Here is a 22461-nt window from a genome sequence, read left to right as displayed (position 1 = left end):
GATGCATGTTCACTAATGTGGCCAAACAGGCCGACACATGGTTGTCGGCCTGAGTCAGCCGACCAGCAAGGGAGGGAGACCCTGTGGGGGCAACAGAACCGCAGACTCAAGTAAGTGATGCCGACCTAAGGGACGCGATCACCGCCATCCAGGACGCGGCCCAGCGACTGCGCACGGTCCAGCAGAAGCTCGACACCGCCGGCGTGGAGCTCAAGCACAACTGGGTCGGCCAATCGGAGATGGCCTTCGACCGCGTGCACCAGACGTGGCACCTGCGGATGGACCGCGTCCTCGGAAGCCTGCAGCGCCTGGCGGAGAACATCGGCGTGAGCAACAAGAACTACAAGGAGTTCAACGAGGAGCGGGAGGCTGCGGCCAACCAGATCAACAACCTGATCAACCAGCAGTTCAACTCGCGTCTCAGCTAGCAGCAAGGGGAGGCCGCAATGCCCGCAGACGACATCTTCGATGTCACAAAGGTCAACTACAGCGGTCTGGAGAAGGGCGAGGAAGCCTTCCAGACGGCGTTCAACGACATGGTCGGCATTCTCGACGAACTGGAGCGAAAACTGCTGGCCAAGGGCGCGATCTGGCAGGGCCAGACCAAGACCGTCTTCGAAGAGGTCAGGACCCTCTGGAAGGTCGAGGCCAACGACATGTCGCAGTTCGTCAGCCTGTTGAAGAGCAACATCAACATCACGAACATGAACATGAAGCAGGTCGAGATGATCAACACCAGAATCTTCGACGGCAAGTAGGCCGGGCGGGGGCGATCCCGCCGGGGCCCTGACAGCGGAGGGGGAGCATGGGCAACGATCGTGGAGTAGATCTCAGCAGGAGAGCGATCAAGGCCGCCAGGACCGACCTGGAGGAGGCGCTCGCGCTCCTGCGTCCTGACAAGGAGAACGGCGGAGACGCCACGCCGGTCCTCGCACAGGCGGGGGCGGTTCACCAGCTGGGCAACGACTACGAGGCTCTTAGCGGGTTCTGGCCGGCGGCCATGGGCTTCCAGTCGAGCACCAGCAACGGCATCACCACGGTGGCCGGCTCGTACGACAACATCGCCACGCAGGTGGAGAGCGTCATCAAGCTGCTCAACCAGGCGTTGGGCAATTACGACGGCGCCGAGCTCGACGGCGGGGAACGTTCGCGATCGGTGCGGACCTGATGGTCGAATACCAGCGACCGATCAGGGCGCAGATCGACGGCAGCGAGTTCGACGGCGCGACCCTCGACATGCTCGGGGAAGCGCTGGCCAAGAACAAGCCCGAGCTGCTGCGCAACGCGGCCGGCGAGTTGCTCACGGCCAAGCAGCGGCTCGACAACCTCGTCGCAGTGATCGACAAGCACCTGAGGGCGCTGAACGAGCACTGGAAATCGGGCGAGGACGCCAAGGTGGTCAAGACCTCGCTCCGCAGGCTGCGGGATGCCGCCGCGGATGTGTCCACCACGATCGCCGACCAGCCCGTCAACGCCGAGCAGTGCCCGAAGAACCCGTCCGGCGTCGCCCCCGCGCTCCTCCTGCAAGCCCACACGCTGGCGGCGTTCAGCGGCAAGAACCTGCCCGAGTCCCCGGACCGGGACGTCTCGATCCTCGAGGGCGCCTTCCAGGGAGGCACGACAGGGGGCATGGCGGGCGCCGGGATCGGCGTCTTCTTCGGCGGCGTAGGAGCCGGGCCGGGAGCGGTGATCGGCGCCGTCGTCGGCACGGTGGCCGGCGGCGTCACCGCCGCCTTCACCGACGGCCCGTTCCAGAACCTCGTCGGCGACTCCAAGGAGGAGCAGGACAGGAAGAAGGCGAAGGAGCACATCAGGTTGCTCACCGAGGCCACCAGAGCCAACAACCAGGTGTTCCCGCCGGAGCTCAGGACCGACATCCCCGAGTTCGACGCCCCTCCTCCGAACTTTCGGAACATCCCACTCAACGGCGGCGACAGGCCCAACGGCGTCGTGCCGGTGGGACTCAACCAACCCTTCAACCCCGCGGGCTCCGACCTCGACGGCCTGGACCGGCCGAACCAGGACGGCCTGCAGGACCCCAGCCGGCACCAGATCCCCGGTCTCGATGGCACGAAGCCAGTGACCGGCCTCCCTGACGGCACAGGCCCAGGCACAGGCGGCACGGACACCGGCCCCGGTACGGACACCGGTCCCGGCGCCGGCGCCGGCGCCAACCCAGGCGACGCCGGAACGAACGGGACGGCCGACGCCCCGGGCGCCGTCAATGCTCCGGGCCAGAACAGCCCCACCGCCCCCGGCACGGACCGCCCGAACTCGTCGCTGGAAGGAATCCCCGACCCGTCCCCTGCCGGTCCCAACTCGGGCACCGGCCCGAGCGCGCCCGGCACCGGCCCTAGCGCTCCCGGCACCGGCCCGAGCGCTCCCGGCACCGGCCCGAGCGCACCGGGCGCCGCCGGCATCGGCAGCCCGTACGGCGGATCGGGCTCGGGAGGCGCCGGCTACCCCTCCGGGGCGGCCAACGCCGCGAACACGGCCGCCGCCCTGCGCGGCCCGGCCAACGGGTCCTCCTCCATGTTTCCGATGATCCCGCCCGCGGGCTCCCGAGGCGGCGAGGAGAAGCAGGAGAGCACGCGGCAGACGTGGCTCCTCGAGGAGGAGGACTACTTCAGGAGCGAGGAGCCGACAACGAATCCCTATATCCGCGGTAATGCGAAAGGCAAGGCATGAGTCGCGCGCCTGAGGGTGGCTCGCCCCCACCTGAGCTGGAGCTCGCCAAGGACTTCCCAGGGCTGGGTGAGGATGACGGCCGCGGGCCGTACGTCGACCACGCGGCCGTCAGGGACGTCATCTCGCGGCTGCGTAAGAACCTGGGCGGAGTGTACGTGCAAGGCACCCCGCAGGCGTCGATGAGCGCCACGTGGAGCGGCCCCGGCACGGTCGGCGAGGTGCAGGGGCTGGGCAACGTCGGGCCGGAGGCGACCGGCAAGTGGGAGGTGGCCAGCAACTTCGGCGCCAACTTCGAACAGGCGTACAAGGCGTTCGGCGAAAGCTACAGCCAGCTCGTCGACCACATCGAGAAGTGGGCGGACGCGGTCGAGCGGGCCATCGTCAACTACGAAAAAGGGCAAAAAGACAGCAGTGCGTGACACAGCGGCAGGGATGGCGTAGATGGCCGACGAATGGAAGCCGATCAGGCTTTTTGACTACCTCGGCGACACCAAGCCCGGCTTTACCGTCACCCGGGCCATGGTCGTCTCCTATCTGAAGAACACCGACCCGGACAGCATCGAGAACGCCGGAAACAGCTATGTCAAGGCGGCAGCGCTGGTCCACGGCAAGGACGGGCTCGAGGGGACGATCTTGAAGGCCGCCGAACAGCTCGCCGAGGTCTGGCGCGGCTCGGGGGCCGCCGAGGCGCTGAAGGCGCTGCGGCTGCTGCACGCGAGCGCCGCCGCGCTCGGCGACGCCATGGAGAAGACCGGCAAGCCGATGACCGAGTACGCCCAGCAGCTCAGGACGTACCGGACGACGATGCCCTCGGCCGACTTCGCCGGCGGCACGACCAATGTCGAGAACGAGAACGAGAAGACCGCCTTCGCGAGGAAGGACTCGCTCGGGTATTTCGTGGACCAGGCGGCCCGCGCGCACTTGGAGCGGCTGAACAACAAGATCGCCGAGCTGAACACGCAGCTGGCCGACGGCCTGGCGTTCCGGCTTCCAACGATCGCCCCTCTGGAAGTGGAAACCCAGAAGGCTCAGCGCCTCAACCCCGGCAGCGGCACCGAAACGCCGACCGGCACGACCACCTACTGGAACGGCGGCGGCAGCGACGGTTCCGGCGGCGCGGGCGGTTCGGGCGGCGCCGGTGGTTCCGGCGGCACGGGTGGTTCCGGCGGCACGGACGGCAGGGGCGGTACGGGCGGCGGCTCGGACAGCAGGCCGGACACCGACCCGCCGCAGTCGCAGAAGCCGGACCAGCCTTCCGGCCAGGACCAGGACGACCCGTCCACGGGGACACAGGATCCGGCTTCGCCCGAGCAGCCCGGCGACGCCACCCCGCCGCAGGAGCAGCCCTCCGCTCAAGAGCGGGACGGTACCCAGCAGGACGTGCCGCCGGTCATCGACGCCGACAACAAGACGCAGCTCGCCGACGCCAACCCGACGACCACGACCACCACGCCTGCCACCGCCAACCCGCAGCAGACCACGACGAACCCGGTCACCAGCGTTCCCACGACGCAGGTGCCCACCAGCACCTCCACCCCGTTCTCCACCGCGCCCGGGACGCCGGGCTCGGGGAACATGTGGTACGGCTCGGGCGGCACGGCGGCTGCCAGCCCCGCGGTGCTCAGGGGCGGGATTTCCACGACGGGCTCCAGCTTCATGCCCTTCCTCCCCGGGATGGGAATGGGTGCGGGCGGCGAAGAAGGCAGCGAGCAGACACGCGAAATCTACGACCCGGAAGGCGACGTCTGGTCCTCCCCGCACCCCACGAGCCCCGGGAAGATCGGCTGAGGCTGGCCCGCGATCCCGCGGGTCAGTCCTCCATGCGTTGCCGGATCCTGTCGAGGTCGCCCATGAGGTCCTCGAAGGTCCGGTCGTAGGCCGCCTTGGCTTGGTGTACCTGCTCCATTGCCCCATCCGGGTCGTGGCCGAAGCGCATCGGGTTGTCCTCGCCGAAGGCCTCCTCCATCTTCTCGGACAGCTGCCGCCGCAGGTCCGCCGTGGCCTCCTCGATGACGACCTTGATGCGCGCGGCGAGCTCGCCGGAGGTGAGGCGCATGGCCTTGGGGTGGAGGATGAGCTCGTTGAGCCCGGCGCTGCCGAACTCGGCCACCACGAAGCCGTCCTCGTCCTCGGCGCGGCCGACGAGCTCGGTAAGGTCGGTCTGGAGCTCAGCGACGCGCGCCATCTGCGCATCGGCGTTCTTGAGGATCTTGCCGAGGTCCATCGCCCCGTACTGGCGTTCCATCAACCCCACACCCCATATGCCACAAGAGACGCTTTACACCACAACCCTATCCTCAGGGGTCGACAAGGGAGGTGTCCCGCTTCGGCTCCATCCGGTCGAAGTCCTGGTGGCGCGGCGCGGACCGGCGGACTAGTCGTCGCCGGAATCCACGCGGCGGCGGATGGTCTCCAGGCCGTCGAGCCGCTCGTTCATGTGCCGCGAAAAGTCGTCCTGAAGTTCCTGGAACTGGCGGCTGACCTCGTCGAAGGACATGCCGGGAAAGGACTGCTGGGGCATCAGCTCCAGGGTCTTGCGCGCCTGGTCGTCCTGGGCGGCGCGGACCGCCTGGACGATCTCCTGGGTCAGCTCGTCCAGCTCCATCCTGGAGGCCCTCGCGCCCAGCCGCAGATCGTCGAGCCAGCCGTTGGCGTCCACCCGAGCACGGACCATGCCACTGCGGCTCTCGCCCTCGCCGGTGACCGTGCCCAGCTCGCCCATGGCGCCGGCCAGCGCGCGGATCGCGCTTTCGCTCTCCTGCAGGACACGGTCGAGGTCGTCGGGGTGGAAATTGCTGGAGTTCATTCCAACACGCCACCGCTCGCGGGTTAACGATCTGGGAGCGGCGGCTTTCCGATTGCTGAAGCGATCACTAAATCCTGTTACAGATGATGAAATAGGGGCAAAACACCGCAAGAATCAGACGTCGTGGCAACGAAACGTGAAATCCACATCACCTCGAGCTGTATCGCCAAGACGCGGGTCATGGTGGAGGTCGACCTCAAGGATGACATGATCGGCTTCGTCAAGGGTCTGGCCCCGGAGACGGCGCTGTCAGGTCAAGGGTTCGGCGTCTTGGGCGACATGATCATCGGAGCCACGTACGAGGGCATCAGGAAGCGGGCCGACGAGCTGCTCAGAGAAGCCGAGATCACGCTCGTCGGCGGCGGCCCTGGCGACCGCGACGGCTGGACCCAGGCTCTGACCGTCTGCCAGCGCAACTGGCGGGCCGCCGAAGAGCACAGCGTCGTGCGATACCGCGCATGAGCGACCCGTACCTCCAGGCGATCAACAAGGGAAGGGGACGCGGACGCGACCCGTACCTGGAAGCGATCAACAGAAACTCCCCGCTCCGGCCGACGCGCACGCCCTCGCTCGGCCCGTCCGTCGGCCGGGCGGCACCCATGGCCGCCGGCTCCGCGGAGTCCCTCAGCGCCAGGGTTCTCAGCACTCTGCGCGGGCTCGCCAGGTTGTCGCCCTACCTGATCCCGGTCGTCGCGGTGGCGGCCATGGCCGCGGCCGACGAACCGGCGATGGCGGAGGCGGCCGCCACCTGGAAATTCGGCATGGCGGCCCGGCTCGACGACGGCGTCAAGTACACCATTCCCCGGATCGAACGCGCATCGAAGAGCGGCTGGATCGCGCAGGACCAGGAGGCGCTCGCGCGTGCGCTGGGGCTCTTCCAGCGGGAGATCGGCGCGCTGCGTAACACGTTGAACGAGGTCGGGGGTGTGATCGACGAGGTCGCCGCCGGATTCCGTAACTTCTGGCTCGAGCTCGGGGCGACGGTGGCGACAGCGGGCTCGCTGCTCCTCTCCGCCATCGCAATGAAGTTCTCGCCGGTGCCCACGGTGTCGGCAACCGGCATGATCATGGAGCGGGTTGTCGGATCGCTGCTGCTCAGCGCCACGGCGATCATCGCCGGCATGCTGGGGAACATGCTCAAGGAGGGCATGCAGGTCCTCGGATCCCTGGTCAAGAAGCAACACCAGTTCGGCTTCGTGTTCCCGGGAGGGGCCGCGGCCATCGACTTCGCCCATGCCACCATCGACACCCGGGACCTGCCCTCCTTCCAGGAACCGCCCGCCCCGGGGCAGCTGCCGGTCGGCTACCAGGACTTCGACTGGATCGCACCGGATGTGAAGACCACCACGCCTTGATGGTGACTTCTGGTGCGGGATGCTACCTGTGACGCATTTCGGGGACTTCGGCTATATCGACCGGGAAAGCTCCTCCGCTCAGTGGACGACCAGTTCGCCAAGGGGAGGGGCTGTGCAAGGCCATGTCGCGCCTGGTCGGCCGGGCGGAGCCGGCCGACCGGGACGACCGGCTGCGGCGACTGGGCGAGCAGGATCCACGCCACGACTGTGCGCCTAACCGGACAGGCCGCGAATCCAGGTGTAGAGGTCGAGCACGCCGAGCGCCAGCGGGAAGAGCGCGATGAGCAGGATGACGTCCACCACCTCGCCCGCGCGGCCCCAGAACGGCGACAGCCGTCCGGACGGCAGCCACAGGCCGAGCCCGACGACCAGCATGGCCAGCCAGAGCAGTCCCATCACCACCGCCGCGGCGGCCACCGTGCCCGCGCCCGCGGCCATCGCGATGCCCACCGCCACCAGGCCGCCCAGTCCCGTGCCCAGCAGCCAGAGCCGCTGACCGAGGCCGTGGAAGACGCGGGCGCGCAGCAGCAGCACCAGGGAGAGCACGATGGCCATCGAGGCGGCCATCCAGCCCGGCGTGGTGATCAGGTAGAGGAGCGCGCCGATGGCGCTCAGCGCGATGCCGACGACCATGCCGGTGGCGTATCGGCGGGCCTGGGTGGTGCGGGCGAGCACGCCGTCGCTGTCCAGCCGCTGGTTGTCGGCGCGCAGCTCTTCGGCGTTGGTGGGCAGGGTGGGCAGCGGGACCCGGGCGATCTTGAACGCGAGCCCGGGGATCAGCGGGCTGAGCGACATCAGGATCGTGACCGTCATGGCGGCGGTGCCCGCGGCGGGCGCGCCGGTCACCATGACCACGGCGGCGGCGATCGCGCCCACCACCGTGGCGATGGCCGTTCCGAGGAAGCCCGGCACGCCGTCGGCGACCACCGCGCCGCCGATCGTGGCCACCAGCGCGGTGCAGGTGAGCGCCGCCAGCAGGTGCGGCGCGCCGAGCCCGGCCAGGGTGGAGCCGCTGACGAGGCCGTACAAGCCGGCCAGGAAGGCGTAGGGCAGGGCGGCGTACCCGATCAGCGCCCCGGCGGCGGAGTCGCCGACCGCCCTGGACAGGGCCGCGCTGACGCCGAGCAGCAGCACCGCGAGCATGCCCGCGACCACGGTCACGCCCAGCGGCTCGCTGCCGGACAGGACCAGCGCGGGCGCTCCGAGCGCGAGCAGGATGGCCGCCGCCCCCGTGCCCATGGCCTTGGTGTGGCGGACTTCCCACTTGCCCGAGCTCTCCTTCACGCCGGTGGCCACCACGTCGGCCACGTCGTCGAAGAGCGCGGGCGGCAGGGTCAACTCGCGCGGCCGCAGGTAAAGGATTTCGCCATCCAACACGCCCAAGGAAGCGAGCGTCTGACCGAGGTCGAACGGCGCGCCGCCGAGCCGCTGGAGCACCCAGCCAGGCGCGCCCGCCGCATCACCACCCGCCTCACCGACCGCGCGCAGCAGTCCGGGCAGCACGTGCGGCAGCGGGACGTCGGTGGGCAGCGCCAGGTCGACGCGGCGGCGCGGGGCGACGATCGTGACATGGCACAGCGGCGCCAGTGGCATGTGCAGCTGCGGCTGCGCACCCGGCGCACCCGGCGGTATCGGCTGCATCGGCTGCATGGGCTGATGGGCGAGCGAGGTCACGGCCACTCCAGATCGGCTAAGTAAATCCGACATGCCGAACATATAGGCATGGCACGTCTGGTAAGAAAGTGTTTCAGGTGACAGGAGGGTTGTCCCGTCAGTGAGCATTGTTGTCGTACGGCGGCCAGAACGCCGTCCCAGCCCCCAGCCACCGCGTGGGGAGATTCTGCTGGAGTCCCCACCGGAGATCCCAGAGGTCCAGCCGGCGGGTCTCATGGGCGTCCTCATGTACGTGCCGATGCTGGCCGGCGCGGCGGCCATGGGGTTGATGTTCACCGCCGGCGGCAACTCCAACCCCATCATGTACGTGGCCAGCGGCCTGTTCGCCGTCTCGATGCTGGGCATGACGATGGGCCAGTTCGGCCGCCAAGCGGGCGAGCGCAAGAACCGCCTCAACGGCCTGCGCCGGGACTACTTCCGTTACCTCTCCCAGATCCGCAAGAGGGTCCGCAAGGCCGCCATCCAGCAGCGCGAGGCCCTGGAGTGGAGCGGCCCCGCCCCCGACACGCTCTGGTGGGTGGCCATGGGACCGCGCCTGTGGGAGCGCCGGCCCCGCGACGACGACTTCGGCACCGTACGGCTGGGCACGGGCGTGCAGAAGCTCGCCGTGCAGCTCATCCCGCCCGACTCCAAGCCGATTGAGGACCTCGACGCGCTGACGGCGGGCGCCTTACGCCGGTTCGTCAGGGCCCACTCCACGGTGGCGGGCCTGCCGGTGGCGGTCGCGCTCAACTCCTTCGCGCGCATCCACCTCAGCGGGGATCCGCGTGCCGTACGGAGCCTCGTCCGAGCGGTCATCGCGCAGCTCACCAGCTTCCACTCCCCTGACGACATGCGCGTCCTCGTGTGCGCGAGCAAGGAGTGGATGCCGCACTGGGACTGGGTGAAGTGGCTGCCGCACGCCCTGCATCCCGAAGAGGTGGACGCGGCCGGACAGGTGCGCCTGATGGCCGAGTCCCTGGCTGAGCTCGACGATCTCGTGGGCGACGAGCTGAAGGAACGGGCCAGGTTCCGGCCGGGCACGGCGGCCGACGCGCTGCCGTACCACGTGGTGATCGTGGACGGCGGGCATGTGCCGCACGACTCCCAACTGGGCACGGACGCCATCCAGGGTGTCACGGTGATCGACCTGTCGGACGCGACCGGGCCCGTCGAGGAGGCCAGCACGCTGAGGCTGGAGATCCTGCCCGACGGGTTCCACATGGTGAAGATCGACCACGCGGGCAAGCGGTCCACGACCCGGCTGGGCGATCCCGACACGCTGGACTATGCCAGGGCGGAGGGGCTGGCCAGGCAGCTCGCGCCGCTGCGGGCCTCGGCGAACTCGGCCGGCGAGACCCAGGACCTGCTGAACACCAACACCACGCTGACCGAGCTGCTCGGCGTGGGCGACCCGGCCCGGCTCCAGCCCGCGGTCACCTGGCAGCCCAGGGCGGGCCGCAACAGGTTGCGCGTGCCGATCGGCCTGGGCAGCGACGGCCGGGTGGTCGAGCTGGACATCAAGGAGTCGGCCCAGGGCGGCATGGGCCCGCACGGGCTCGTCATCGGCGCGACCGGCTCGGGCAAGTCGGAGCTGCTGCGCACGCTCGTGCTCGGCCTGGCGATCACCCACTCGTCCGAGATCCTCAACTTCGTGCTCGTCGACTTCAAGGGCGGCGCGACGTTCCTCGGCCTGGACACGCTGTCGCACGTCTCCGCCGTGATCACGAACCTGGAGGACGAGCTTCCCCTGGTCGACCGCATGCACGACGCGTTGCACGGCGAGATGGTGCGCAGGCAGGAGCTGCTGCGCGCGGCGGGCAACTACGCCTCGCTGCGCGACTACGAGCGGGCCCGTGAGCAGGGCGCGGACCTGCGGCCGATGCCGACGCTGTTCCTCGTGCTCGACGAGTTCAGCGAGCTGCTGGCGGCCAAGCCGGAGTTCATCGACCTGTTCGTGATGATCGGCCGTCTGGGCCGCTCGCTCGGCGTGCACCTGCTCCTGGCCTCGCAGCGGCTGGAGGAGGGGCGGCTGCGCGGCCTGGACACGCACCTGTCCTACCGGATCGGCCTGCGCACGTTCTCCGCCATGGAGAGCCGGGTCGTGCTGGGCGTGCCGGACGCGTACGAGTTGCCGTCCTCGCCCGGCAACGGCTACCTGAAGTTCGACACGACCAACATGACCAGATTCAAGGCCGCCTACGTCTCGGGTGCCCACCATGGGGACCCCGCACTGGCCGTCGCCACCGACGGCCAGGCGCCGCTCCGCGAGGTCGTCGAGTACGGTCCCGCGTTCGTGCCGCTGCCCGAGATCACCGGTCCCGTCCAGGTGAAGGCGGAGCCGGACGACGAGCCCGCGGCCGGCAACCAGCGCAGCCTGCTCGACGTCGTCGTCGGCCGGCTGGCCGGGCACGGCCCCGCGGCCCACCGCATCTGGCTGCCGCCGCTGGCCGAGCCGCCTACCCTGGCGCATCTGCTGCCGCCGCTGTCGGTCACGCCCGAACACGGCCTGTCCACGACCGGCTGGCCGGGCAGGGGCACGTTGCACGCGGTCGTCGGCATCATCGACAAGCCCTTCGAGCAGCGGCGCGACCCATTCTGGCTGGACCTGTCCGGCGCCGCCGGCCACGTGGGCGTGGCGGGCGGCACACAGAGCGGCAAGAGCACCCTCGTGCGGACGATGGTGGCCGGCATGGCGCTCATGCACACGCCGCGCGAGGTTCAGTTCTACTGCCTCGACTTCGGCGGCGGCGCGCTCGCCTCGTTGGAGGGGCTGCCGCACGTGGGCAGCGTGGCCAGCAGGCTCGACGGCGACCGGGTACGCCGCACGGTGGCCGAGATCAGCGCGATCCTGGAGCAGCGCGAGCGGGACTTCGGCGAGCACGGCATCGAGTCGATCGCGAGCTACCGGCGGATGTGCGCCGAAGGCGCCATCGAGGGCGACGGCTGGGGCGACGTGTTCCTGGTCGTGGACGGCTGGCTGACCCTCCGGCAGGAGTTCGACTCGCTGGAGCCGACCATCACCGACATCGCGGCCCGCGGGCTCGGCTACGGCATCCACCTCATCGCCGCGACCAACAAGTGGTCGGAGTTCCGCCCGAGCATCCGCGACCTGATCGGCACCAAGATCGAACTCAAGCTCGGCGACGCCTACGAGTCGGAGGTCAGCAGGAAGAAGGCGCTGGCCGTCCCCGAGGGGGCGCCGGGCCGCGGGCTGACGAAGGACGGGTTCCACTTCCTGTCCGCGCTGCCCAGGATCGACAGCGTGCAGAACTCGACAGACCTGGCGGCCGGGGCGCGGGGGCTGATCCAGGCCGTACGCGACTCGTGGCAGGGCCCCGCGGCGCCGCCGGTCCGGCTGCTGCCCGCCGTCCTGCCCCTCTCCGCGTTGCCCGAGGACCAGGAGCGGATCCCGATCGGCATCGACGAGGCCGCCCTGTCGCCCGTGGCGCTCGACTTCGACGCCGACCCGCACTTCGTGGTGTTCGGCGAGAACGAGAGCGGCAAGTCGAACCTGCTGAAGCTCATCGCCGAAGGGCTGGTGAGCAGGAAGCAGCCGAGCCAGGCCATGCTGATCGTGATCGACTACCGTAGGTCGCTGCTCGACTCGGCGGCGACCGACCACCGCATCGGCTACGCCGCCTCCAGCACGGCCGCCGCCGAGCTGATCAACGACGCCAGGGGCGCCCTGCTGAACCGCCTGCCTCCGGCGAACCTGACGTCTGAGCAGCTCCGCGACCGCAGCTGGTGGCAGGGCTCCGATCTGTACATCTTCGTCGACGACTACGATCTGGTCGCGACCTCGTCCAATCCGCTGCTGGCGCTGGTCGATCTGCTGCCGCAGGCCCGCGACATCGGCCTGCATGTCGTGCTCTCGCGCCAGATGGGCGGCGCGGGCCGCGCCATGTTCGATCCGGTCATCCAGCGCATGAAGGACATGGCCACGCCGGCACTGCTCATGTCCGGCAGCAGGGACGAGGGGTCCCTGTTCGGCAACGTACGACCTCAGACGCTGCCGCCGGGGCGCGGCTTCCTCGTGGACAGGCGCTTCGGCGCGCGGCTGATGCAGACGGCGTTCCTGGACGCCGACAGGGGGACAACCGACAATGGCTGACCTTGATATCCACCTCTCGGTGCTGGACAAGTGCCGCACGGCCCTCCACAAGGCCACCAGCCAGTACGAGGACACTCTGGAGGAGCGCAACCCCGGGGAGCTCAGCTACGACGACGACGGCCAGGCGCTCAACAACCGCCCGCCCATCAGCCCCGACATCTTCGGCCACCTGAAAGACTCCGGCACCCTTGCCGTAGCCGCGCAGGCCGTGTGGAGCGCCCTCATCAGCGAGATGGACGAGGCCCGCAAGAAGCTCGCCGGGACCGAGCGGGGACTGAGCAACGTAGAGGAGAACATCCGCCGCAGCAACAGGGCGACGTCGTGAGCGTCGCGAGCCTGCCCGGAGGCGACGCGCTGGTCGCGTTACTGCGCCAGGTGACCGGCGACCCTGGCAAGATCGACACCCTCGCCACGACCTGGCGCACCCTGTCGGGCGACGTCAACGAGTTCGCCGGGGCGCTGGGAGCGGCGGTCCAGGGGGTGGCCGACGCCTGGCGCGGCCGCTCGGCCGACCAATTCGACACCTACATGCGCAAATACGGCACTGCGGCAGAGAGCCTGCAACTGGCGCTGGCCAACTCCGCCGCCTCGCTCGACAACGCCGCCGCGGCGCTGCGCGAGGCGCATATCGAGGTCAGCGCCATCTGCCGGGACCTCAACACCAACGCCGCCAACTACAAGACCAACTACTACGCCAACAACCCCAACGCCACGGAGGAGGACCTGACGCCGGGGCTGACCCGCCTGGTCAACGCGGCCAAGAGCGACGCCCAGCCGTGGGTCGATGGGGCGAACAAAGCCATCACCAAGGCAAAGAACGACATCAACAGCTTCCTGGAGGAGCGCGAGCTGACTTTTCGCGCCATTCCCGACGTGTCCACCCAGGAATTCACGCCGGCGCCCGGCAGGAAGATCGACTGGGAGGTCGAGCCCGACTACCAGAAGCAGGACCGCACCTCTGTGCAGAGTTACGGCGGCGGCTCCTCTTCGGGAGGCGGCCCCTCCTCGGCAGGGAGCGGCTTCGGCGGGTACGGCCCCAGCGGCCCGCCGCCGGCGGGCGGCGGCCCCGCGCCGACAGGCCAGGTCAAGGAGTGGATCGAGCAGGCCATCGCGATCCTCGAGCGGCAGGGCGTGCCGGCCTCGAAGATGAACGCCAGCGACATCTGGATGATCATCCAGCATGAGTCCGGCGGCAATCCCAACGCGATCAACAACTGGGACTCCAACGCCGCCAACGGCACGCCGTCCAAGGGGCTGATGCAGACCATCGACCCGACCTTCGATGCCTACAAGCGAGAGTTCGAGCTCAAAGGCCACGACTGGAAGAACATCTACGACCCGGTGGCCAACATCGTCGCGGGCGTGAACTACGCCATCGAGCGCTACGGCTCGGTGTCGAACGTGCCCGGCGTGGTCAACTCCAAGCGCGGCCTCGACTACGTCGGCTACTGAGGGGCCCGGGTCCGGGCCCCTCAGTCAGTGCTCAACCGCAGTTGGCCCAGCCGGTGCTGGTGCTCTGCGAGCCGACGCTGCCGGAGATCTTCACGCACTTGCCCCTCGCGGACACCTTGACCGGCCCCGCGTAGTACTCGAAGTTGCCCGAGTCGGAGTCCTGTCCGCCGCCCTGGGCCTCCAGCGTGACGCTGACCGGGCTGCTCTTGCCCACGTCCGCGGTCTTCATGGTGACCGCGCAGTTCTGGCCGGTGCTGTTGTTCCACAGCTGGTACGTCACACCGCCGGTGAACGCGCTGGAGCGCTGGACGACGAAGCCCGATCCGCACACCTGCGTAGGCGTGTACGGGTTCTTGGCCGGCGTGGGCTTGGCCGTCGTCTTCGTCGGCGTCGGCTTCGCGGTCGTCTTCGTCGGCGTGGGCTTGGCCGTGGTCTTCGTCGGCGTCGGCTTCGCGGTCGTCTTCGTCGGCGTGGGCTTGGCCGTGGTCTTCGTCGGCGTCGGCTTCGCGGTCGTCTTCGTCGGCGTGGGCTTGGCCGTGGTCTTCGTCGGCGTCGGCTTCGCGGTCGTCTTCGTCGGCGTGGGCTTGGCCGTGGTCTTCGTCGGCGTCGGCTTCGCGGTCGTCTTCGTCGGCGTGGGCTCCGGCTCCTCGGTCGGCGTCGGCTCCTTGGTCGGCTTCTGGGTGGGAGTCTTGGTGGGCTCCACCGTCTTGGTGACGGTCGCCGTGGGCGTTTGCTTCTTCTTCTTGGTCGGGGTCGGCTTCGCGGTGGTCGGCTGCGCCGCCTGCGACTGCGTGGGGAGCGGGACCGGCTGCGTCGGGATCGGGGCCGGGGTGGTGGGCGCGGTCGTCAGCTCAGGCACCGACGGTGAACTCGACGACCACTCGGTGGGCAGGATCAGCGGGCCGATGCCCGAATCGTCGGGTGCGGCCGTGGTGGCCCAGGGAACCGTGGGCTCGGGCTGCGCCTGCTGCGGGTCGGCCCCGACGGGACCGGACCCCTGCGGCACGGGAGCCGCGGTGCTGTTGGGCACCGGGATCTCGTTCGCGTTGACCTGCGCCACGGAGGCCGGATTGACCTCCTGCAGCTTCACGTACCTGTTCGCGCCCCACAGGCCCAGGCCGGACAGGAGCGCCACCACTCCCACCCCGGCGACCAGCGCCACGGGGAAGCCCCGGCGCGGCGTCGAGGAGGCGGGCCTGGCCGGCATGGCCTCCAGCCTGATCTGCTGCGGCGGCCGCGGGTCCGGCTCCTGCGGGCCCCACATGGGCGCCTCGGGCTGCTGCGGCATCGGCGGCGGCACGGCCATGCCCTGCATCGGCGGCGGGCCTTGCGCGGGCGGGCCCTGCATCGGCGGACCCTGCGTCGGCCCCTGGACGAGCGTGACATCCTGTACCGGCGGAGTCTGGCCCGGGATCTGGATCGGGGCTATCTGCAGGGGCACGCCCTCGATGACCGCCTCCTTGGCGGTCGGCGGCTTGGCGGCGCCCGCGTCGCCGAGCACCTGCATGAGGGCGCTGTACGTGGTCGGCCGCTGCCCGACCTCCTTGGCCAGCGCCGACAGCAGCACCCTGCGCATCGGCTCGGCCTCGATGTCCACCTCGGGCTCTGCGTTCAGCACCGCGTCCGGCCCGGCGAACGGCGCCTTGCCCGTGCCCGCGAACACGATCGTCGCGGCCCAGGCGAACACGTCCGCGTACGGACCGTACTGCAGGCCCGCGAGCTGCTCGGGCGCCTGGTAGACGGCCTCCCCCACGGGCTCGCCGACCGCGGCGTCCGTCACCCGGGGGCCGTCGGCTCCCATGATCACGTTGTGTGGGGTGAGCGACCTGTGCGACAGACCCGCGAGATGGACGGCGGACAGCGCGGTCAGCACGCCAACCGCGACCCGCTCCAGCGCGTCCCCGCTCAGCGGCGCGTCCTCCGCGACCACCTGGGCCAGGCTCTTGCCCTCGACGTATTCGCGGACGATGTACGGGCGATCCGCCAGGAATCCGGCGTCCAAAACCCGGGCCACGTACGAGCTCGAAACCCGCTTGACGTCCAGATACGGGGTCAGCGCGTCCGGGCCGGTCTCAGGCCCGGCCGGGAGGAGCTTGATGGCGACCATGGGCGCGTCATCGGACTCCCGCCCGAGGAACACTTCTCCCCTCGGCCCTTCTCCCAGCAGCCCGACAATGCTGAAAGTGCCGATTCGCTCTGGATCCCCAGGGCGCAAAGGGTGCATGCCCAAACCTTTCACCAGCAAAGCATGATCGAGCACATTCAACCAGATCTGTCACACAAGCATCAGGGGTTTCCGGCCATACCCGACAATTCACTGTCCCGTTTCCTTGCAGACCCAGTGAGGCCGGTCATTCAGAGTGGCCGGGCCGCCATCCCCTGCGCCGGCCCATGGGGATCATGATGCGGGCAACCGCCACCAGCAGGGTCAGCCCCAGCGCCGACCCGGCGATGAGCAACGCCAGGTCGATCGCGTCCTGATCCACGGGCGGGACCTTGGCCACGGCGTCGGCCGGGAGCGGGCTGGGGGGAGGCGGAGCGACCACGGGGGCGTTGGCTGGCTCGTAGGGCAGGACCGCGCTGACCGCCTGCATGGGGTTGATCATTCCGGCGCCCTTGCCGCCGCCCGTGGCGCCATCGGCCGTGGCGATGATGCGTTGCCGTACCTGGGCCTGGTCCAGCGAGGGAAAGCGGGCCCGGACGAGCGCCGCCACCCCGGCCACGTACGGGGCCGAGTAGCTGGTCCCGTCGAGGTCCTTGTAATAGGCGCTTCCGGGCCAGGTGGCGGTGATGCCCTGGCCGGGACCGAGCACGGCGACGGGGGTCTTGACGTTGGAGAACTCGGCCAGGGCTCCGTTCGGCCCGGCCGCTCCCACGGCGAGCACGCCCTCGTAGGCCGCCGGATAGGCGGGGATGGGGGTGCCGTCTTCCTTCCTGACGTTGCCCGCGGCGGCCACGATGACCGCGTCCTTGGCGAGCGCGTACTCCACGGCGGCTCTGAGCGCGGGCTGGTCGGGCGTCGCGATCGACACGTTGATGACCTTGGCGCCCTGGTCGGCGGCGGACTTGATGGCCTTGACCAGCAGGCCGGGGTCGCCGTCCCGCTCGGAGTTCGTCTGCTTGTAGGACAGCAGCCGCGCCCCCGGGGCCATGCCGTAGAACAGGACCCCCTGCATGTACTGGGCGCCGATGATGCCCGCCACCGCGGTCCCGTGCCCGACGCAGTCCTGGTAGCCGGTGCCGGTGAGGTCGGCCCGGCCGGCCAGGCGGATCTGCGGATGCCGCAGATCGACGCCGCTGTCGATGATCGCCACACGCACCCCCGCGCCGGTCGACAGGGACCAGACGCGCCTGGGGTCGAGCCGTTTCTGCGCCCAGGACTCGCTGCTCTGCATGGTGCCCCTCGGCGGGTCACAGGCCTCCCGGACGGCCGCGGGCACCAGCGGGACCTGCAGGGCGAGCACGCTCGCCACGAGGGCGCGACCAATCATGGCGAGAAAGCGTAGCTTGCCCGATTCAACGGAAAGAAGCCCCAGCACCACGCCAGGGCCCCGATCCGTCGGTCATTTCGTGGCGGACTCGATGTTCTGCCGGTAGGTGCCGATGACCCGCGAAGCCTCCTGGAGCTCCTCGGTCATGCGCTGGAAGGCCGTGCGGTAGTTCTGCCACGCCTGCTGGAAACGCTGGGCTCCAGGACCCGTCCATGCGGTGCCGACCTTGGCGGCCTCGCGGTCGAGCGCGGTCATCGTGGTGCGGACCGCCTCGGACTGCTGGGTGAACTGGCTGGCCATCTGCTGCATTTCCGCAGGGTCGCCGCCTAGCATGCTTTGGCTCATGCATACCTCCTGACCGTGTCAAAGCGCCCTCACCCTACGGGTGTGCCACCTGCCGCCGTCCCCGTTATGCCGAGCGGCTATGGTCTTCCAGAGGAACATTCGGATTCGTGGGAGCTGTCCGGCCATGCGCGAGGTAGTGGTAACCGGCGGCGGGACCGGGATCGGATACGCGATCGCGGCGGCGTTCGCCTCGCAGGGCGATCACGTCACGATCACCGGCCGCCGCGAGCAGGTGCTGAAGGAGTCCGCCGAACGCCTGGGAGCGGCGTACGCGGTCTTCAACGCCGCCAGCCCCGTCGCCGTCAAAGAGGCGCTCCCCGGTCTGCCGCAGCAGGTGGACGTGCTGGTCAACAACGCCGGCGGCAACACCAACCTGGACCGCAGGCAGCCGGACGACCTCATGGACGTGGCCGAGGCCTGGTGGGCCAATCTCAACACCAACCTGATGTCCGCCGTGCTCGTCACGACCGCGCTGGCGCCGCGCATGAACGACGGCGGCCGGATCATCTCGCTCGGCTCGATCGCCGCACGGGGCACCGGCTCCGGCTCGTACGGCGCCGCCAAGGCCGCCGTCGAGTCCTGGACCGCAGACCTGGCCGCCGAGGTCGGCCCCAGAGGCATCACCGCGAACGTCGTCTCCCCGGGCCTGGTGCTGGACACCGAGTTCTTCCGCGGCCGCCTCACGGAAGAGGGCATCAGGACCCGCGTGGAGAACACGCGCAACGGGCGACCTGGCACTCCCGCGGACGTGGCGGATACCGTGCTATTTCTGGCTTCCGCGGGAGCCGGACACGTCACCGGGCAGGTGCTCCACGTCAACGGCGGCGCGTACCTGGGCCGCTGAACTCTTCGAGGAAGGACGGACGTCGGTGCGGAAGGTTCTGATCGCCAATCGCGGCGAGATCGCCGTACGGGTGGCCCGCGCGTGCAACGACGCCGGGATCGGGAGCGTGGCCGTCTACGCCGACCAGGACCTCGACGCCCTGCACGTCAGAGTGGCCGGCGAGGCGTACGCGCTGGGCGGCGAGTCACCCGCGGAGACCTACCTCGACATCGCCAAGCTGCTCGACGTGGCGGCCCGGTCCGGCGCGGACGCCGTGCACCCCGGATACGGCTTCCTGGCCGAGAACGCCGCCTTCGCCCAGGCCGTCATCGACGCGGGCCTCATCTGGATCGGCCCGCCGCCGGCCGCCATCGCCGCACTCGGGGACAAGGTGCAGGCCAGGCACATCGCGCAGAAGGTCGGCGCGCCGCTGGTCGCGGGCACCAAGGACCCGGTCTCGGACGCCGCGGAAGTGGTCGCGTTCGCGGAGGAGCACGGGCTGCCGATCGCCATCAAGGCCGCGTACGGCGGCGGCGGACGCGGCATCAAGGTCGCGCGCCGCCTGGAGGAGGTCGCCGAGCTGTACGAGTCGGCGGTGCGCGAGGCGGTCGCCGCCTTCGGGCGCGGCGAGTGCTTCGTCGAGCGCTACCTCGACCGGCCGCGCCACGTCGAGACGCAGTGCCTGGCCGACCGCCAGGGCAACGTGAGCGTGGTCAGCACCCGCGACTGCTCGCTCCAGCGCCGCCACCAGAAGCTGGTCGAGGAGGCGCCTGCGCCGTTCCTGACGGACGCGCAGATGGCGGTCCTCTACTCCAGCTCGAAGGCCATCCTGAAGGAGGCGGGCTACGTCGGCGCCGGCACCTGCGAGTTCCTCGTCGGCCAGGACGGCACGATCTCCTTCCTGGAGGTCAACACGCGCCTGCAGGTCGAGCACCCGGTCACCGAGGAGGTCTCGGGCATCGACCTGGTGCGCGAGATGTTCCGGATCGCCGACGGCCAGCCCCTGGGCTACGACGACCCGGAACTGCGCGGGCACTCGATCGAGTTCCGGATCAACGCCGAGGACGCCGGGCGCAACTTCCTGCCCGCGCCCGGCACGCTCACGTCGATGCGCACGCCCTCGGGGCCCGGAGTGCGGCTCGACGCGGGATACGAGGCGGGGATGACGGTGCCGGGGGCGTTCGACTCGCTGGTGGCCAAGCTGATCGTGACCGGGCGCACCCGGCAGGAGGCGCTGGAGCGGTCGCGGCGGGCGCTGGCGGAGTTCGAGATCTCCGGAATGCCGACCGTGCTGCCGTTCCACCGGGCGATCGTCGCCGACCCGGCCTTCACGTCGGCGCCGTTCTCCGTACATACGCGGTGGATCGAGACCGAGTGGGACAACACGATCGCGCCGTACACCGAGGAGGTCTCGTCGGGCGAGGCTCCTCCCCGGGAGACGGTGACCGTCGAGGTCGGCGGCAAGCGCCTGGAGGTGGTTCTGCCCTCGGGTCTCGGCACGTCCGCCGCCGCGGCCGCCGCCGGCAAGCCGCCCAGGCGGGGCGGCAGCGGCGCCAAGAAGGCGTTGGCGGGCGGGGACGCGCTGGTCAGCCCGATGCAGGGAACGATCGTGAAGGTCGTGGCCGGCGACGGGGACACGGTGAGCGAGGGCGACACGGTCGTCGTGCTGGAGGCCATGAAGATGGAGCAGCCGCTGACCGCACACAAGGCGGGCACGATCACCGGGCTCACGGCGGCCGTCGGGCAGACGGTCACGTCGGGCGCCGTGATCTGCGAGATCAAAGACACCTGAGGGCCTGGGGTGACCTCTGACCCCAGGATCTTCGTTGACGGTGCACACCCGCGCGGCTTCCGGCGGGTAACGTGCGCAGTGAGGAACTTTTCCGACCGCCCATTCGTCCTCAAGGGCGAAGGAGGCTTGCTGCCAATGATCCATTCGCTGCGCCGAGCAGGGGCCGCGATCGCGGCTCTGATCGTCGGTCTAATCGTCGTTCTTGCGCTGTCCCCTGCCGCCAACGCGGCGGCTCCGCCTGATGCCGAGACAGTGGTGTCCAACTGGAAGAAGGACCCGCTCTATGTGGTGTCAGGCTCGTCCCTGACGTCGGACCAGCAGACTGAGATCCGTGACACGCTGGAGGGGGCCAACAGCAAGATCTACGCCGTGGCGCTCCCCGACGGCACGGTCACCAATTCCAATGTTGCGTCCTACATGAGCGCCCTCAGCTCCGCAATGGTCGCCGCGAGCGCCCCCTCGTCCACGATGGCCATCTTGGACGGCACGACGCTGTACGCGGCTTCGACCTCCATCAGCCGTGAAGGCCTGGCGGGCCGGCTGGCCCAGCTCGCGGTCACCGCCAACACCGGTGACGTCGTGGCCGGGATGAAGGACTTCACCAACCGCGTCGACATGGCCGTCAAGGGCGACCGCTCGGCGCTCGACAGCGGCAGCCAGGCCAACCCGGGCGCCGGCGGCACCGCCGCACTGATCGGCCTGGGCGCGCTCGCACTGGTCGGCGGTGGCGGCTACTTCCTCTACTCCAGCAACAAGAAGAAGAAGCGGGCCATCCAGGAGGCCAAGGACCTGGCCGCGGTCAAGCAGACCGTGGACGAGGACGTCACCAAGCTCGGCGAGGAGATCACCGCCGTCGACACCGACGTGACCCTCGCCGGCGAGGGCGGCAAGCACATCGACGAATGGCAGACCGCGCTCGACTCCTACGAGAAGGCCAAGACCCAGCTGGCCGCGGTGCAGCGCCCCGACGAGGTCCGCGAGGTCACCCAGACCCTCGAGGACGGCCGCTACGCGCTGGCCGTGGTCAAGGCCAAGGTCAACAACGAGCCGATTCCCGAGCGGCGCGCTCCCTGCTTCTTCAACCCGCAGCACGGCCCGTCGGTGCGCGACGTGCGCTGGGCCCCGACCGGCGGCGCGGTCCGCGACGTGCCCGCCTGCCGGATGGACGCCGAGGCCGTGGAGCGCGGCTTCGACCCGCAGATGCGCGAGGTCATGGTCGACGGCCAGCGCCGCCCCTACTACGACGCGGGCCCGGCCTACCAGCCGTACGCCTACGGCTACTACGGCGGCTTCGGCGACATCATGACCGGCATGTTCATCGGCACCATGATGGGCAGCATGCTGAGCGGCGGCTTCGGCTACGGCGGCTACGGCGAGGGCTACTCTGACGCCGGTGCCGGCGACATGGGCGGCGGTGGCGACGGCGGCTGGGGCGACTTCGGCGGCGGCGGAGACTTCGGAGGCGGAGACTTCGGCGGCGGCGACTGGTAATCCATCAGAAGCGCTCCCCCGGGGCCCCGAAGTTTGGGACTCCGCGGGGAGCGCTTCGCGCTTTCCAGCCCCGGACAACGCCTCCAGCGAGCTGTGCGGGCCATGCAGCGATGCATCGCCGAAGCGCACACAGTGGACGAGGAGTGATCGATATGGGCGAGCGCAAGGCATGGTCGGACAAGCGCGCCGAGATCATGAGCCGGCCCGGCGCCGGAGCTTCCTACGAGGCCGCGCGACTCCGCCGCGAAGAGCTCGGTCTTACCCAGGCCGAGCTGGCTGAACGCGCAGGCCTCCAGCAACCTGCGGTCGCTCGCTTCGAAGCAGGCGGCACCATGCCCACCATCCCCATGCTGGAACGCCTCGCCGAGGCACTTGAGGTCCGGCTCAGCGTTCAGTTTCAGCCTCTTCGTGAAGCGAGTTGACTTTCCCGCTGAAGCCGGGCAAACCAGCG

The 22461-nt window shown here is 69.7% G+C and carries 21 protein-coding genes; 15 read left to right on the top strand and 6 right to left on the bottom strand.

The window, feature by feature from the left end; genetic code table 11:
* Nucleotides 1–83: 83 nt before the first annotated feature.
* Genes ACTMTI_RS01450 through ACTMTI_RS01425 form a run of 6 tightly spaced genes read left to right on the top strand, consistent with a single transcriptional unit; the run spans nt 84 to nt 4476 of the window.
* Nucleotides 84–428, top strand: coding sequence for a WXG100 family type VII secretion target (locus ACTMTI_RS01450; protein ID WP_441117675.1), 345 nt, complete (start codon nt 84–86; stop codon nt 426–428).
* Nucleotides 429–446: 18 nt separating this feature from the next.
* Complete coding sequence (locus ACTMTI_RS01445) at nt 447–758, top strand: WXG100 family type VII secretion target (RefSeq protein ID WP_441117674.1); 312 nt, start codon at nt 447–449, stop codon at nt 756–758.
* A 47-nt stretch (nt 759–805) separates the two neighbouring features.
* On the top strand, nt 806–1168 hold the full coding sequence (locus ACTMTI_RS01440; RefSeq protein ID WP_441117673.1) for a hypothetical protein: 363 nt from the start codon (nt 806–808) through the stop codon (nt 1166–1168).
* The gene (locus ACTMTI_RS01435; RefSeq protein ID WP_441117672.1) at nt 1168–2688 is read left to right on the top strand and encodes a hypothetical protein; all 1521 of its coding nucleotides are present in this window, start codon (nt 1168–1170) and stop codon (nt 2686–2688) included. Before ACTMTI_RS01440 ends, ACTMTI_RS01435 begins: the two co-directional genes overlap by 1 nt.
* Nucleotides 2685–3107, top strand: coding sequence for a hypothetical protein (locus ACTMTI_RS01430; protein WP_441117671.1), 423 nt, complete (start codon nt 2685–2687; stop codon nt 3105–3107). Before ACTMTI_RS01435 ends, ACTMTI_RS01430 begins: the two co-directional genes overlap by 4 nt.
* A 22-nt stretch (nt 3108–3129) precedes the next feature.
* Nucleotides 3130–4476 (top strand): hypothetical protein, encoded by a 1347-nt coding sequence (locus tag ACTMTI_RS01425; protein ID WP_441117669.1) that lies wholly within the window; start codon nt 3130–3132, stop codon nt 4474–4476.
* Between the two features lie 22 nt (nt 4477–4498).
* Here the strand turns inward: ACTMTI_RS01425 and ACTMTI_RS01420 are convergent, their stop codons facing one another.
* Both ACTMTI_RS01420 and ACTMTI_RS01415 read right to left on the bottom strand, forming a co-directional pair.
* A complete protein-coding gene (locus ACTMTI_RS01420) occupies nt 4499–4933 on the bottom strand; it encodes a YbaB/EbfC family DNA-binding protein (protein ID WP_441117668.1) in 435 nt (144 codons plus the stop codon).
* A gap of 129 nt (nt 4934–5062) precedes the next feature.
* A complete protein-coding gene (locus ACTMTI_RS01415; RefSeq protein ID WP_441117666.1) occupies nt 5063–5494 on the bottom strand; it encodes a YbaB/EbfC family nucleoid-associated protein in 432 nt (143 codons plus the stop codon).
* A 123-nt stretch (nt 5495–5617) separates the two neighbouring features.
* On the opposite strand from ACTMTI_RS01415, the gene ACTMTI_RS01410 reads away from it, so the two are divergent.
* Nucleotides 5618–5956, top strand: coding sequence for a hypothetical protein (locus ACTMTI_RS01410; protein ID WP_441117665.1), 339 nt, complete (start codon nt 5618–5620; stop codon nt 5954–5956).
* Nucleotides 5953–6849: a hypothetical protein gene (locus ACTMTI_RS01405; protein ID WP_441117664.1), complete on the top strand. Its 897-nt coding sequence runs from the start codon at nt 5953–5955 to the stop codon at nt 6847–6849. The genes ACTMTI_RS01410 and ACTMTI_RS01405 overlap by 4 nt, the downstream gene beginning before the upstream one ends.
* 213 nt (nt 6850–7062) lie before the next feature.
* On the opposite strand, the gene eccD is transcribed toward ACTMTI_RS01405, so the two are convergent.
* Nucleotides 7063–8523, bottom strand: a complete 1461-nt coding sequence (gene eccD / locus ACTMTI_RS01400; RefSeq protein WP_441117663.1) for a type VII secretion integral membrane protein EccD — start codon at nt 8521–8523, stop codon at nt 7063–7065.
* Nucleotides 8524–8623: 100 nt separating this feature from the next.
* Between eccD and eccCa the strand changes: the two genes are divergently transcribed.
* From eccCa to ACTMTI_RS01385, 3 genes are read left to right on the top strand one after another with little or no spacing between them, the layout of a single operon-like run.
* Nucleotides 8624–12616: a type VII secretion protein EccCa gene (eccCa, locus tag ACTMTI_RS01395; RefSeq protein ID WP_441117661.1), complete on the top strand. Its 3993-nt coding sequence runs from the start codon at nt 8624–8626 to the stop codon at nt 12614–12616.
* Complete coding sequence (locus ACTMTI_RS01390) at nt 12609–12941, top strand: hypothetical protein (protein ID WP_441117659.1); 333 nt, start codon at nt 12609–12611, stop codon at nt 12939–12941. The genes eccCa and ACTMTI_RS01390 overlap by 8 nt, the downstream gene beginning before the upstream one ends.
* Nucleotides 12938–14068 (top strand): transglycosylase SLT domain-containing protein, encoded by a 1131-nt coding sequence (locus ACTMTI_RS01385; RefSeq protein ID WP_441117658.1) that lies wholly within the window; start codon nt 12938–12940, stop codon nt 14066–14068. Before ACTMTI_RS01390 ends, ACTMTI_RS01385 begins: the two co-directional genes overlap by 4 nt.
* Nucleotides 14069–14099: 31 nt before the next feature.
* Here the strand turns inward: ACTMTI_RS01385 and ACTMTI_RS01380 are convergent, their stop codons facing one another.
* From ACTMTI_RS01380 to ACTMTI_RS01370, 3 genes are all read right to left on the bottom strand, one after another.
* Nucleotides 14100–16292, bottom strand: a complete 2193-nt coding sequence (locus ACTMTI_RS01380) for a serine/threonine protein kinase (protein WP_441117656.1) — start codon at nt 16290–16292, stop codon at nt 14100–14102.
* A gap of 127 nt (nt 16293–16419) precedes the next feature.
* Entirely contained in the window at nt 16420–17559 is a 1140-nt protein-coding gene (locus ACTMTI_RS01375) for a S8 family serine peptidase (RefSeq protein ID WP_441117655.1), read from the bottom strand.
* A gap of 72 nt (nt 17560–17631) precedes the next feature.
* A complete protein-coding gene (locus ACTMTI_RS01370) occupies nt 17632–17904 on the bottom strand; it encodes a WXG100 family type VII secretion target (protein ID WP_026214895.1) in 273 nt (90 codons plus the stop codon).
* A 124-nt stretch (nt 17905–18028) separates the two neighbouring features.
* Here ACTMTI_RS01370 and ACTMTI_RS01365 point away from each other — a divergent pair, with 124 nt between their 5' ends.
* From ACTMTI_RS01365 to ACTMTI_RS01350, 4 genes are all read left to right on the top strand, one after another.
* Entirely contained in the window at nt 18029–18748 is a 720-nt protein-coding gene (locus tag ACTMTI_RS01365) for an SDR family NAD(P)-dependent oxidoreductase (protein ID WP_441117654.1), read from the top strand.
* Between the two features lie 25 nt (nt 18749–18773).
* Nucleotides 18774–20519, top strand: a complete 1746-nt coding sequence (locus tag ACTMTI_RS01360; RefSeq protein WP_441117652.1) for an acetyl/propionyl/methylcrotonyl-CoA carboxylase subunit alpha — start codon at nt 18774–18776, stop codon at nt 20517–20519.
* 135 nt (nt 20520–20654) lie between these two features.
* Complete coding sequence (locus ACTMTI_RS01355; RefSeq protein WP_441117651.1) at nt 20655–22010, top strand: hypothetical protein; 1356 nt, start codon at nt 20655–20657, stop codon at nt 22008–22010.
* A gap of 152 nt (nt 22011–22162) precedes the next feature.
* Nucleotides 22163–22432 carry a helix-turn-helix domain-containing protein gene (locus ACTMTI_RS01350; RefSeq protein WP_441117649.1) on the top strand — a complete coding sequence of 90 codons (270 nt, stop codon included), beginning with the start codon at nt 22163–22165 and terminating at the stop codon, nt 22430–22432.
* Nucleotides 22433–22461 lie beyond the last annotated feature (29 nt).

Origin of the sequence: Nonomuraea sp. H19, from assembly GCF_052068215.1 — a bacterium.
Taxonomy (GTDB): Bacteria; Actinomycetota; Actinomycetes; order Streptosporangiales; family Streptosporangiaceae; genus Nonomuraea.
This window is presented reverse-complemented; position numbering and strand designations above follow the sequence as displayed.